Origin of the sequence: Stenotrophomonas sp. NRRL B-14846, from assembly GCF_050473585.1 — a bacterium.
Taxonomy (GTDB): domain Bacteria; phylum Pseudomonadota; class Gammaproteobacteria; order Xanthomonadales; family Xanthomonadaceae; genus Stenotrophomonas.
Map to the genome: position 1 here is coordinate 623,344 of NZ_JBFLUN010000022.1, position 12,196 is coordinate 635,539.

Genomic DNA, 12,196 nt, shown 5'->3' on the forward strand with positions numbered 1-12,196 from the left:
GACTTCAGACCGACAGCAGTTCTTTTTCCTTGTCGGCGACGACCTTGTCGACGTCCTTGATGTTGGCGTCGGTCAGCTTCTGGATGTCGTCTTCGCCGCGCTTCTTCTCGTCTTCGCTGATCGCCTTGTCCTTGACCAGCTTGGCGATTTCCTTGTTCGCGTCCTGACGGATGTTGCGGATCGCGATCTTGGCGCCTTCACCTTCCTTCTGCACCTGCTTGGCCAGCTCCTTGCGGCGTTCTTCGGTCGGCGGCGGCATGTTGATGCGGATCGCGGTGCCCAGGGTGTTCGGAGTGAACTCGGCGTTGTAGAGACCCTTTTCGATCTCCTTGATCATGCTCTTGTCGAACGGCGTGACCAGCAGCGAGTGCGCGTCGGCGTTGGAGATCGAGGCAACCTGGTTCAGCGGGGTGCTGGCGTTGCCATAGGCACTGACCGTCACGCGGTCCAGCAGGGCCGGCGTGGCACGCCCGGTCCGGATGGAGGTGAGGGTGTGCTTCAGAGCGTCGATGCTCTTGGCCATGCGCGTCTGCGCGTTGTTCTTGATGTCGTTGAGCATCGCCCGGTCCTGGATGTATCTGGAATCGGGCGATTATAGGCGAATACGGGACGTTGCCGGGCCTGAATCGGCCCGGTCATCGCTTTGCGCTCAGGCTCAGGCCGGGTCGCGGCCCTGGACCAGGGTGCCGATGTTCGCGCCGTTGAGGATCTTCAGCAGCTCGCCCGGCTGGCCCATGTCGAACACGCGCATCGGCAGGTCGCTGTCGCGGGCCAGTGCGAAGGCCGCGGTGTCCATCACTTCCAGGCCACGGCGGATCACTTCGTCGTAGCTCAGGCTGTCGAAGCGGACCGCATCGCTGTGCTTGTTCGGGTCCTTGTCGTACACGCCATCGACCTTGGTGGCCTTCAGCAGCAGGTCGGCGCCGATCTCGATCGCGCGCAGGGCGGCGCCGGAATCGGTGGTGAAGAACGGGCTGCCGACGCCGGCGGCAAAGATCACCAGGCGGCCCTTTTCCAGGTGGCGGATGGCGCGGCGGCGGATGTAGTCCTCGCACACGTCGTTGATCTTGATCGCGCTCATCACGCGGGCCTTGGCGCCCAGCTTCTCGAGGGCGTCCTGCATGGCCAGGGCGTTGATGACCGTGGCCAGCATGCCCATCTGGTCGCCGGTGACCCGGTCCATGCCGCCAGCGGCCAGGCCGGCGCCGCGGAAGATGTTGCCGCCGCCGATCACCAGCGCCACTTCGGCACCGGCCTGCTGGGCTTCGATGACCTCACGGGCCAGGCGATTGATGATCTTCGGGTCGATGCCGTAGTCCTCATCTCCCATCAGCGCCTCCCCGGACAGTTTCAGAAGGATGCGGCGATAGGCGAGCTTGGACATGGGGACCTCGGGTGCGTGGAAATCGCGGGCGATTCTACGCGCATGCGGCGTCGTGCCAAAGTGTTTTGTGCACTGCGGCGCAGAATCCGGTGATTCGCCCCGGTCAAGCGGGGCTTCCCGTTCAGCCCAGCTCGGCGCCGGCGGTGGCCGACAGCTCGTCGTGGCCGAGGGCGCCCGGTGAGCGGGCGATCACCCGGTTGCGGCCCAGGTTCTTGGAGCGGTACAGCACATCGTCGGCCGCGCGCAGCAGGTCCTGCACGTCGGCGAAGCGCTCGTAGCCACCCTGGGTGGCCACGCCGGCGGAGAAGGTGACGAACAGCGGCCCGCCCTCCAGCTCGGCCATCGGCGTGGCGACGATGTTGGCCAGCACCCGGCGGATCACGTCCAGGGCCACGCTTTCGCTGGTATTGGGCAGCAGCGCGACGAATTCCTCGCCGCCGAAGCGGGCGACGGTGTCGCTGTTGCGCAGCTGGCCCTGCAGCTTGCCGGCGAAGGCGCGCAGCACCTCGTCGCCGGTCAGGTGGCCGTGGGCGTCGTTGATCTTCTTGAAGTCGTCCAGGTCGATGAAGGCCACCGACAACGGCCAGCCCTGGCGGCCGGCGCGCAGGAATTCCTGCTCCAGCACCGCTTCCAGCTGGCGGCGGTTGAGCACGCCGGTCAGCGCGTCACGATGTGCCTGGTCGGCGAGGCGCTTGGCGCGCGCCTCGAACTCGTCGGCGCGGCGGCGTGCCTGGTCGGCATCCTGAAGTTCGCGCAGGTTGCGCAGCGTGGCCAGCTCCTGCGCGTGATCGATCAGTTCGCGCACCCGGGACGGTGAATTGAGGCCGGCATCGAACAGGCTGGCGATATCGGGCAGGGCCTCGCTGATGCGGGCCAGGACCTGGTCGAAGCGCGCGCTGTCCAGTTCCAGGCGGTCGTGCACCTGCTGCAGGGCGCGCTCACGCGCGGTATCGGCGTCGCTATCCAGCCAGATGTCGGCCACCGCGCCGGACAGCTGCACGCAGGCCTGGAACGGCGATTCGGCGGCGTCCTCGTCCTCGCTGTGGCTGATGCTCTCGACCAGGTAGCGGGGCAGGCCCCATTGCTCGGCCACCCAGGCGCCGACCTCGGCATGGCTGCAGCCGAGTTCGTCGCGCTCGCGGGCGACCAGGTCGATGTTGTCGCGTGCCTCGCGCAGCAGCGGCAGGTAGCGCTCCGATTCGGCCTGGGCCAGGCACAGCACGCCCAGGTCCTGCAACAGGCCGGCCAGCATCAGTTCCTCCAGCCGGCGCAGGCCGCGCGCCTGGCCCAGCTGGCTGGCGGCCAAGGCGCTGAGGATGCTGCGCTTCCACGCGCGCTGGCGCAGGTCATGGTCGGCGCCGGTGCCGCCGGTCAGGCCCTGGGTGACGGTGAAGCCCAGGGCGAGGCTGATCGTGGCGTTCAGGCCCAGCATGGTCAGCGCCTGGCCGAGGTTCTCGATGCGGCGGCGGCTGGCATACAGCGGCGAATTGGCGATGCGCAGCATGCGAGCGCTCAGCGCCATGTCGATGGCGATGATGTCGGCGGCGGTGGCGATGTCCGCTTCCGGGTCCTGGGCCAGTTCGATGATGCGCAGGGCAATACCGGGTGGCGAAGGCAGGTTGCGGCAGAGCGCCAGGGCAGCTGTCAGCTCGGGAGGCATGTCGGGTCGTTCAATTCCATTAGGACAAGAATACCTAGGAATGCATCACAGTCCGCGATTTTCGTTCCTGCTATGTGACTGTGGATTCCCTGCGCCGAGTATCGGCTTGATTCGCGCGCAACGCAAAGGTGCCGGTTGTGCGCACCAACGGAGGCTGTGCGCACCAACGGTGGGCACGCACAGGTTCACCGGCATAAAAAAAGAGCCGCGGTTTCCCGCGGCTCCTTCTGGTCGCTTCATAGCCGGAAGGCTGGAATCAGACCTGCATCGCCTTGGCAACTTCGGCGGCGTAGTCTTCCACCACCTTCTCGATGCCTTCGCCGACGATCAGCAGCTTGAAGCCTGCCACGTCGGCGCCAGCGGCCTTGACCACCTGCTCGACGGTGGTGTCGCCCAGCACGTAGGTCTGGCCGTACAGGGTCACGTCGCTGACGATCTTGTTGATCTTGCCGCTGATGATCTTTTCCAGGATGTCGGCCGGCTTGGCCTTGTCCTTCTCGGACATCTTGGCCAGCTCGATTTCCTTTTCCTTCTCGACGAACTCGGCCGGGACGTCCGCAGCCTTGTTGTGCGGCGGCTTCAGCGCGGCCACGTGCATGGCCAGGCCACGGGCCAGCTCGACGTCGCCGCCGACCAGGTCGACCAGAACGCCGACCTTGCCGTTGGTGTGGACGTAGGCGCCGATGGTGTTGTTGCCATCCACCTTCACCATGCGACGGATCTGGATGTTCTCACCCAGGGTCTGCACGGCGGTGGCGCGGGCTTCTTCAACGGTGCGGCCGTCGGCCAGCTTGGCAGCCTTCACGGCTTCGACGTCGGTGGCGCCCGATGCCAGGGCAGCGGCGGCGACGGCGTTGACGAAGGACTTGAAGTTGTCATCGTTGGCGACGAAGTCGGTTTCCGAGTTGACTTCGACCAGCACGGCCTTGCCGCCGTCCTGGGCCAGGCCCAGACGGCCTTCGGCGGCCACGCGGTCAGCCTTCTTGTCGGCCTTGGCAGCGCCGGACTTGCGCATGGCTTCAGCAGCAGCGTTGATGTCGCCGTTGGCTTCGGTAAGCGCCTTCTTGCATTCCATCATGCCGGCGCCGGTGCGCTCGCGCAGTTCCTTGACCAGGGAAGCAGTGATTTCCACGGGATTACCTCACGAAAGAAAGGGGTTGGGCCGGCATGGTGGCCGGCCCGTGTGACACGGTCCTGTCACGCGCCAAGGGCAGCGTGCAGGGAGGGTGGACGCCGGGCGTCCACCCCGGGGCCTGGATCAGGCCTGGGCGTCGTCGCCCTTCTTGGCAGCCTTCTTGGCCGGAGCGCGGCGGGCCGGCTTCTCTTCGCCTTCAGCAGCGGCTTCAGCGAACTCTTCCTCGCGCACCGAAGCGGCGTGCGGCGCAGCGGCCTTGCCTTCCAGCACGGCGTCGGCAGCGGCGCGGGCGTACAGCTGCACAGCGCGGATGGCGTCGTCGTTGCCCGGGATGGCGTAATCAACCAGTTCCGGGTTGTAGTTGGTGTCGACCACGGCGATGACCGGGATGCCCAGCTTCTTGGCTTCCTTGATCGCGATGTCTTCGTGGCCGATATCGATCACGAAGATGGCGTCCGGCAGGCGGTTCATGTCCTTGATGCCGCCCAGCGAGGCTTCCAGCTTGTCGCGCTCGCGACGCAGGCCCAGCACTTCGTGCTTGACCAGCTTCTCGAAGGTGCCGTCGGTTTCACCGGCTTCCAGTTCCTTCAGGCGGGCAACCGACTGCTTGACGGTACGGAAGTTGGTCAGGGTGCCGCCCAGCCAACGCTGGTTCATGAACGGCATGCCGCAACGCTCGGCTTCTTCCTTGATGGTTTCGCGGGCGCTGCGCTTGGTGCCCAGGAACAGGACGGTGCCGCGCTTCTGGGCAACCGACGAGATGAAGTTCATCGCGTCGTTGAACAGCGGGACGGTCTTTTCCAGGTTGATGATGTGGATCTTGCCGCGGGCGCCGAAGATGTACGGAGCCATCTTCGGGTTCCAGTAGCGGGTCTGGTGGCCGAAGTGGACGCCGGCTTCCAGCATCTGACGCATGGTGACCTGGGGCATTGCAATACTCCTGATATGGAACCAGCGATTCCGCCCGCGGGGATAGGTATGCGGGACGCGTGGAAGCGCGATCGGTTCCGGGGTTGGGCTTCCCTGTTGCCTCCGTGGCCGAACTCCTTGCGGAGCACCCCGGCACGGATGGGGGCAGCAGGTGTGGATTCACCGGTGACGTCCGGTGTGGACGGGTTCCCGCGCACGCTGGCGGCAGGAATCCGGTCGATTATAGCCCGCCGGGGGCGCTTGCTGCAATTGCAGGATCTGCTGCGGCCAGATCGACCTCGCTGCCGTCCTGCAGGCGTGCCTGGAAGCGGCCTCCAGCATAGCCATCGGCGCGGGCAGGCAGGGGCCAGCGGCGTTCATGGCCCGCCAGGATGTAGCCGGCCAGGCCAGCCGTCAGCAGCGTTGACTGGCCGTCCGCCGTGATGAAGCGCAGATCGTGCAGGCGGCCGTGCAGGGTACCGGCATTGCTTAGTCGCAGTGCGGGCTGCGACGCCTGGGTCTCGACGCGGCCCTGCAGGCGGGCATGCAACGGTGTTGCCGCTGGCCCGCGGAACAGTGGCAGGGAATAGCGCGGCAACCCCGCCAGCGCCGGCGCCAGCACGATCCGATAGGCCTGTTCACCGACCGCCGCCGCCGGCTCGGCTGGCAGCAGCCAGACGCGCTGGGTACTGCCGGGGGCGAGGTCCAGGCGCGCCGGGCTGACCCGGATCCGGTCGCTTGGCTGCAGCTGTTCGGCGTCCAGGTGCTGATCCCAGGCCAGCACCTGCACCTGGCCCTGCCAGCGGCCGGGTCCGGGGTTGTGCAGCCACAGTTCGGCGCGGCCGCCCTGGGCCGGCAGCTGCAGGGTGGTCGGCATCAGCTCCAGCGCCGCGGCGGGCAGTGCCAGCAGCAGTGCCAGCAGGGTCAGCAGCGCGCGCATCAATAGATGAGGGTCACGGAGGGGGTTGCGTTCTCGTCCGTTGCCGGTGGTGCGAGCTCGCGGACCTGGGGTGGCACCTGGGGCGCGTCACTGCGCTGGTGCGGCGCCGGGCAGCGGACGCCACCGCCATCGTCGCTGCAGGATTCGACCACGGTCAGCCGGATCTGCAGGGTGCTGCTGCTGGGTTCGGCCCATGCCGGCAGGCTGGCGACCAGCATCGCCCCGATCAGAAATGCACGAACCACCTGCCATCCACCGTACTGAAAGACTCGCTGCGCGGTATCGGCGGGATGCGCCGGAACTGTAGCGTCGCGCTCGCCCGGCACCCGTATGCCCGCATCCACCGGTGGGTGCCGACCGTTGGTCTGCACGCGGATCGCCCCCCCCGGTGGGTGCCGACCGTTGGTCGGCACGCGGATCGCCCCCCCGGTGGGTGCCGACCGTTGGTCGGCACGCAGGTCAATAAGTGATGGTCACCTGCACCAGGTCGTTGTAGGTGCCGGCCGGAGGCTGGCCGGTGACCGGCGGTACCCGGCCATAGATGGTCAGCTGCTGCGCGCTGCCGGTGCCGGTGCTGCTGGCCGTATCGACGGTCAACGTGTTGCCCCAGCGCTGGCTCCGTGCCGCGTCCCGGTAGAGCTCGTAGGTGAGGTAATAGGTGCTGCCGCCAATGGTGGTGGCCATGCGCCGGGTGGTGGTGGCGGTGGGATTGTTCTGGCCGTTGTTGAGACCGACCTGGAAGGCGGTGTTCTTCAGGCAGGTCAGGGTCAGGGTTGCGGTCTGGTCGATGTTGGCCGGGATGCCGCCGGTGACGTTGCCGAAGTTCATGTTGGTGGTGACGTAGCTGCCGCATTGCGGCAGCACGTTGGCGGTGGCGGTGAAGCTGAAGGCCGCACTCGCGCTGTTGGTGCCCGTCGCGCCGCCGTTGCAGGTGGCGGGAATGGTCGCGGTGCCGAGCAGGACTTCATTCCAGGCCCAGGTCAGCACCACGCTGGCACCGCTGAAGGTGCTGCTGTACGCGCCGGAGGCCAGGACCTGGTTGGCCGGGATCTGCCCGAACAGCTGCACGGTCTGCGCGCCGCTGCCACCGGTCAGCAGCGGCACGTTGTAGCTCATGGTCAGCTCCTGCGCCGGCGGCGTGCCGCGCGGGACCAGGCCGGTGGCCTGGCCGAAGCTGGCATTGTTGTACAGCTGGAAATTCATGGTGTCGCTGGTGGACGTGGCCATCGTACGGAAGGTGGCGCTGCTGCCGCCGCCAGTGCCTGCGCCGATGCCCACGCAGACGCGCACGCCGGTGGTGGCCAGCAGGCTCAGCGCAGCGGTGGTGCAGGTCACCGTGATGTTGAGGTTGGCCGTGCTCGGGCCGGGTGCATTGCTGTTGATGTTGCCGAACGGCAGGGTCGGATTGGCGACTGCCGTGCAGACCGCGGTGGCACTGGCGGGCGCCGCTGCCAGCAGCCCGGCCCACAGCAGCAGGACGAGCAGCAGCACCCTCATGGCGCCACCTCCGGGATGCACTGCTGCGGTGCCGGCTTCGGCCGGGCGCCGGACGCCACCACCTTGGGCAGGTCCGGCACCTTCACCCGGCAGGGACCATGGCTGGTGGTGACGTACAGCACGCTGCCGGCGGCGACATCTTCCAGATAGAGCAGGCCGTCGTAGCCGACCGTGGCCTGGCGACCGTCAGGCAGCTGCACCTCGCTGCCCACCTCCAGAGGCTGGCCGTCCATTGCCAGCAGGGTCAGGCTCAGTGAGGGCCGCGAGCGCAGCTGGAAGGTCACGCGGGTACCGGCGCGCTGGCGCGGGGTCACCCAGTCCTCGATGCGGTCGGCGCGCATGTCTTCGGGCAGGTCCAGGGTGTCGATCGAGACCCGGTTGCGCTGCCAGGACAGCAACGGACTGACCAGCAGCAGACCGCGATCATCGGTGACGCCGATCAGGCGGTTCTCCAGCCGCACCGGGACGCCGCCGACGCCATTGGTGCTGATCACCGCGAACGCGTCGGACACCTCGCGCGTGGCGAAGGCGTGCCCGCCCATCCACACCAGGCTGCCGCTGGCACTGGCGTAGGCATAGTTGAGCCCGCCCTGGCGCGAGGCGCCGAACGAATAGCGGCCGACATCGTTGAGGATGCCGACCTCGGCCAGGCCGCCGTTGCCGTCCTCGCCGTGGCGCAGCTGCGCGCGCCAGCCGACGCCGCCGGCACTGCCATCGCCCGGCACCGGCTGGGTCACGTCCGCCACCCAGCTCTGGCTGTCGCCGTTGCGCTGGCTCGAAAGGCTGGCCTGGCGGTTGTTGCCCAGGCTGGCGGTCACCGACAGGTAGATGCTGCGGTCGTCGCTGCGGTCCAGGTTCTGGTTCACCGACAGGTAGGCCGACCAGCGCTGGCTCCAGGTACGCGACCAGAACAGGCTCGCGTAGCGATTGTCGTCGCCGTCGGGGTAGCGCAGGCGCAGATAGCTGGCGCTGAGCGTGCCCAGCCGCAGCAGGTCCAGGCCGAGCGTGGCCTGCTCGCTGATGCTCGGTGGCAGGTTGCCCTGCAGCGCGCCCAGGTCGCGGTAGTCGCCGTGGCTGCGTACGCTGCGCAGATTGACGTTGAAGCGACGGTTGTTCCAGCTGTAGCCCAGCGCCCATTGCCCGCCCTGCAGGCCGTGGTAATCACTGCGTGCATAGGCGGCATTGAACACGCCGGCAGCGCCGAGCAGCCACCAGCCACCGATGCCGGCCTGGGCCAGGCCACCACCGCCTTCGGCATGCGCTTCGCCGGTGAACGTGTCGGTGACACCGCCGCGCCAGCTGGCACTGGCCACCGTGCGGTCGTCATAGGCGAAGGAACGTTCGCCGAAATCCCTGCGCAGCTGGCCGACGCCGACCGACCAGTCCGACAGGCCCTTGGCCAGCAGCTGCTGGGTGCCGTAGAAACTGAAATCCAGCGTCTGCATGCGGCCGAATGCATCGGTCACCACCACCTGCGCATTGCCGGTGCCGCTGATGCCGGGCTGCGCCGCCAGCTGGAAGGGCCCGACCGGCACCTGGCCGCTGTACTGGCGCAGGCCATCGACATACAGCTCGACCGTGGAGGGCACCACGGCCTGGCCGAGAAAGCTCGGCGTGGGCGTGAGCACGCGGTAGGGCTGCAGGCCGTAGTTGCGGCCGATCTGCAGGCCGCCCAGGCGAACCGGGCGGGTCCAGTCGACGAAGCCGCTGTAGAAGTCACCGACCTCCAGCGTGGTTGCACTGTCCGGGAAATCCAGGCTCCAGCGTGTGTCCAGGCGCACACTCTCGCCGCGCCAGCGACGGTCGCCGGGCTGCTGGTAGCGGCGGCTGATGGCGGTGTTCTCGAAGGTGCCGTTGCCGATGCCGAACACCCGCAGTTCCGAGCTCAGGCTGAGGTTGCCGAGCGTGTCCACCCGGCTGCCGTAGACGTCGTAGTTGAGCAGCACGCCCGGCGAGGCGTTGCCGGTGGGTGCGCGCGTCTGCGGGCGGCTGAGCACGGTGGTGGGCAGGGTCAGCTGGTCCAGCGGGACGTCCAGCGCCAACGTCTGCATGTGTGCGTCGTAGCGCACCACCGCGCCGCTGATCTGGTCCAGGTAGACCGGTGCGTCGCCGCTGGCATTGAAGCCGAGCTGGCGCAGCACGTCGGGGCTGGCCTGCAGCCGGCCGCGGTTCTCGGTGAACGGCAGCAGGCCGCGCGGCGTGCTGTTGAGCGACACATCCAGGTACAGCGTCTGGCTGGCGGTCAGCGGGGTCGGGGGCGGCAGGATGGCATCTGCCGATACGCCGGAGACATCAGCCGCCGCCATGCCGGACACATCGGCGGCCTCGGTCGCCGCGGGAGCCAGGGCAGCCAGCAGCGCGCCCATCAACGCCTCAGCGAGCCGGTGGGGGCGACAGTGGCGTCTGTTCCGACTCGCCATTGAGCTTGGCCGTGATCTGGTCGTTGTCGCGGTCGATCGCCGTGCGTTCGATCGGCCAGCGCATCACCTGGCCGGGCAGCACATAGCCCAGCAGCCCGGGATGGACGATGCGCGGGCGCGTGGTGCTGCCCAGCGCGAGATCGGCGATCTGTGCGTAGCCGTTGCCCGAATTGGCCACCTCGACGCCGTTGCGGCCGTCCGCCAACCGCACCAGGCGGGCCTGCAGCCGCGGTGCCAGCGTGCCGGCCGAGGGCTGCACGAACACCGGAATCGAATAGCGCAGCACGAACTGCATGCCACCTGTGCGGGTGGCCAGGTCGGGCACCTCGTCGACGATCAGGCGGTAATACTGCTGTGCCGGTGGCGGCTCCCTGTCCGGACGCATGACCCGCACCAGCTGCTGCTGGCCGGCGGCCAGTTCCTGCATCGGTGGAGTGGCCATCAATTCGTCGGTGGGCAGCAGCTGCTCCTGGCCGTCCTGCTGCACCCAGCGGAACACGCGCACCTGCAGCTTCACCGGCGAAGTGCCGCTGTTGGTCAGCCACAGCTCGCCGGCACGCTGGCGGGCTTCCAGCTGCAGGCTGGTCGGGGCGACCTGCAGGCTGGTGGCGCCGGCGGTGGCGGCGGCCTGCAGGTACAGGGCGAGCAGCGCCACGCCGGTGGCGCGCCACGGGCGGGGTCCGGCCATGCGGGCGTGCTCCATCAATAGGTGATCGTGGCGGTAACGGTATCCAGGTAGTTACCGGTGGCCGGGTTATTGGTGCTCAGGTTCAGGATCTGGCCGTAGACGATGTAGGGCACGGCCAGGCCGGTGCCGATGCCGGCCTGGGTATTGGTGCCGGACGTGGCGCCCCAGACCAGGGTATGCGCGGCGTCCTGGTAGAGCTGGTAGCCGACGTAGTTGTTGGCGGTCACCGCAGCATTGGTGTTCTTCATCCGCCGCGTGGTGACGTCATTGGCAGTGCTGGCATTGGCGCCCGCATTCAGCGAGATGGTGTAGGGCGTCAGTGCCGAGCACTGCGCGGTCACCGTGCCCTGGCCCAGCGTGGGCGTGGCGGTGGTCGAGGCGGCGGTGCCGAAGTCGACGTTGGTGGCGGCCGCCGCCGTGATGGTGCAGGCCTTGGTGACCACCAGGGTGACGTTGAAGGTGGTGGTGTCGGCAGCCAGCGCCGGGCTGGACAGCAGGAGCCCGGCCACGACCCATGTCAGCGGGGATCGAACTGGGGATCGCATGGACAACCTCCCTGACCCGAAGGTCTGTTGAACAAGGCGAAGACGGCACGTTCGGCGCCGCTTTGACGACAGTGGTTCCAGCTTAGGAGGCGTAAGTGTCTGTAATCCGTGATAAATAGGCAGGCGAAAGAGTGGAGGCCATCACGCTTTCACTTTCCTTGCCGGAACCGTGCATGGCCCGGATCGCCAGTTGGGTGGCGTTCGTTCAGATTGCGGCCGGATCGGCGATAATGGGTGCCATGAGCGTGAATCTGAAAACCCCGCAGGAAATCGAGATGATGCGCATCGCCGGCCGCCTGGCCAGCGAAGTGCTCGACATCGTCACCCCCCACGTCAAGCCCGGTGTCACCACCGAGGAACTGGACCGCATCTGCCACGACCACATCGTGAACGTGCAGGGCGCCATTCCGGCCAACGTCGGCTACCGCGGCTTCCCCAAGACCGTGTGCACCTCGGTCAACAATGTCATCTGCCACGGCATTCCCAGCGAAGGGAAGGTGCTCAAGGATGGCGACATCATCAATATCGACGTCACCGTCATCAAGGACGGCTGGCACGGCGACACCAGCCGCATGTACTTCGTCGGTACCCCGTCGGTGATGGCCCGCCGCCTGGTGGAAACCACCTACGAAGCCATGTGGCGCGGCATCCGTGCGGTGCGTCCGGGCGCCACCCTGGGCGACATCGGCCATGCCATCCAGAGCTATGCCGAAGGCGAGCGTTTCAGCGTGGTGCGCGAGTACTGCGGCCACGGCATCGGCAAGGTCTACCACGACGAGCCGCAGGTGGTGCATTACGGCCGCCCGGGCCAGGGCCTGGTGCTGCAGCCGGGCATGACCTTCACCATCGAGCCGATGATCAACGAGGGCACCCGCTACAACAAGGTGCTGCCGGATGGCTGGACCGTGGTGACCAAGGACCGCAAGCTGTCGGCGCAGTGGGAGCACATGATCGCGGTCACCGAGACCGGCGTGGACGTGCTGACCCTGTCGCCAGGCGAGTCGCAGGTCTCCTGAAG

At 67.5% G+C, this 12,196-nt stretch carries 12 protein-coding genes; 1 reads left to right on the top strand and 11 read right to left on the bottom strand.

The features are described from left to right. Positions 1-4 precede the first annotated feature (4 nt). The 11 genes from frr to AB1281_RS05030 all read right to left on the bottom strand — a co-directional run bounded on the left by frr (position 5) and on the right by AB1281_RS05030 (position 11,178). A complete protein-coding gene (frr, locus tag AB1281_RS04980) occupies positions 5-559 on the bottom strand; it encodes a ribosome recycling factor (RefSeq protein WP_014036506.1) in 555 nt (184 codons plus the stop codon). Positions 560-655: 96 nt separating this feature from the next. Further along, entirely contained in the window at positions 656-1,384 is a 729-nt protein-coding gene (gene pyrH, locus AB1281_RS04985; RefSeq protein ID WP_005415854.1) for a UMP kinase, read from the bottom strand. Between the two features lie 121 nt (positions 1,385-1,505). Beyond that, on the bottom strand, positions 1,506-3,044 hold the full coding sequence (locus AB1281_RS04990; RefSeq protein ID WP_075674927.1) for a GGDEF domain-containing protein: 1,539 nt from the start codon (positions 3,042-3,044) through the stop codon (positions 1,506-1,508). A 256-nt stretch (positions 3,045-3,300) separates the two neighbouring features. Continuing rightward, positions 3,301-4,176: a translation elongation factor Ts gene (gene tsf / locus AB1281_RS04995; RefSeq protein WP_049446244.1), complete on the bottom strand. Its 876-nt coding sequence runs from the start codon at positions 4,174-4,176 to the stop codon at positions 3,301-3,303. Positions 4,177-4,302: 126 nt separating this feature from the next. Beyond that, positions 4,303-5,109 (bottom strand): 30S ribosomal protein S2, encoded by an 807-nt coding sequence (gene rpsB, locus AB1281_RS05000; protein WP_005408748.1) that lies wholly within the window; start codon positions 5,107-5,109, stop codon positions 4,303-4,305. 220 nt (positions 5,110-5,329) lie between these two features. Further along, entirely contained in the window at positions 5,330-6,028 is a 699-nt protein-coding gene (locus AB1281_RS05005; protein ID WP_430345215.1) for a fimbrial biogenesis chaperone, read from the bottom strand. Continuing rightward, on the bottom strand, positions 6,028-6,246 hold the full coding sequence (locus AB1281_RS05010; protein ID WP_101765191.1) for a hypothetical protein: 219 nt from the start codon (positions 6,244-6,246) through the stop codon (positions 6,028-6,030). Before AB1281_RS05010 ends, AB1281_RS05005 begins: the two co-directional genes overlap by 1 nt. 241 nt (positions 6,247-6,487) lie before the next feature. After that, positions 6,488-7,525 carry a Csu type fimbrial protein gene (locus tag AB1281_RS05015; protein WP_430345216.1) on the bottom strand — a complete coding sequence of 346 codons (1,038 nt, stop codon included), beginning with the start codon at positions 7,523-7,525 and terminating at the stop codon, positions 6,488-6,490. Next, positions 7,522-9,891, bottom strand: coding sequence for a fimbria/pilus outer membrane usher protein (locus tag AB1281_RS05020; RefSeq protein WP_430345217.1), 2,370 nt, complete (start codon positions 9,889-9,891; stop codon positions 7,522-7,524). The genes AB1281_RS05015 and AB1281_RS05020 overlap by 4 nt, the downstream gene beginning before the upstream one ends. Positions 9,892-9,898: 7 nt before the next feature. Next, on the bottom strand, positions 9,899-10,648 hold the full coding sequence (locus AB1281_RS05025) for a fimbrial biogenesis chaperone (protein ID WP_430345218.1): 750 nt from the start codon (positions 10,646-10,648) through the stop codon (positions 9,899-9,901). Further along, complete coding sequence (locus tag AB1281_RS05030; RefSeq protein ID WP_049446232.1) at positions 10,648-11,178, bottom strand: Csu type fimbrial protein; 531 nt, start codon at positions 11,176-11,178, stop codon at positions 10,648-10,650. Before AB1281_RS05030 ends, AB1281_RS05025 begins: the two co-directional genes overlap by 1 nt. Positions 11,179-11,408: 230 nt before the next feature. Between AB1281_RS05030 and map the strand changes: the two genes are divergently transcribed. After that, positions 11,409-12,194, top strand: a complete 786-nt coding sequence (gene map / locus AB1281_RS05035; protein ID WP_005412748.1) for a type I methionyl aminopeptidase — start codon at positions 11,409-11,411, stop codon at positions 12,192-12,194. The last annotated feature ends 2 nt before the right edge of the window (positions 12,195-12,196 follow it).

Excerpts from the sequence above, each read along its gene's own strand:
- frr (WP_014036506.1), bottom strand. The coding sequence starts at position 559 with ATGCTCAACGACATCAAGAACAACGCGCAGACGCGCATGGCCAAGAGC.
- pyrH (WP_005415854.1), bottom strand. The coding sequence starts at position 1,384 with ATGTCCAAGCTCGCCTATCGCCGCATCCTTCTGAAACTGTCCGGGGAG.
- AB1281_RS04990 (WP_075674927.1), bottom strand. The coding sequence starts at position 3,044 with ATGCCTCCCGAGCTGACAGCTGCCCTGGCGCTCTGCCGCAACCTGCCT.
- rpsB (WP_005408748.1), bottom strand. The coding sequence starts at position 5,109 with ATGCCCCAGGTCACCATGCGTCAGATGCTGGAAGCCGGCGTCCACTTC.
- AB1281_RS05005 (WP_430345215.1), bottom strand. The coding sequence starts at position 6,028 with ATGCGCGCGCTGCTGACCCTGCTGGCACTGCTGCTGGCACTGCCCGCC.
- AB1281_RS05010 (WP_101765191.1), bottom strand. The coding sequence starts at position 6,246 with ATGCTGGTCGCCAGCCTGCCGGCATGGGCCGAACCCAGCAGCAGCACC.
- AB1281_RS05015 (WP_430345216.1), bottom strand. The coding sequence starts at position 7,525 with ATGAGGGTGCTGCTGCTCGTCCTGCTGCTGTGGGCCGGGCTGCTGGCA.
- AB1281_RS05020 (WP_430345217.1), bottom strand. The coding sequence starts at position 9,891 with ATGGGCGCGCTGCTGGCTGCCCTGGCTCCCGCGGCGACCGAGGCCGCC.
- AB1281_RS05025 (WP_430345218.1), bottom strand. The coding sequence starts at position 10,648 with ATGGAGCACGCCCGCATGGCCGGACCCCGCCCGTGGCGCGCCACCGGC.
- AB1281_RS05030 (WP_049446232.1), bottom strand. The coding sequence starts at position 11,178 with ATGCGATCCCCAGTTCGATCCCCGCTGACATGGGTCGTGGCCGGGCTC.
- map (WP_005412748.1), top strand. The coding sequence starts at position 11,409 with ATGGGTGCCATGAGCGTGAATCTGAAAACCCCGCAGGAAATCGAGATG.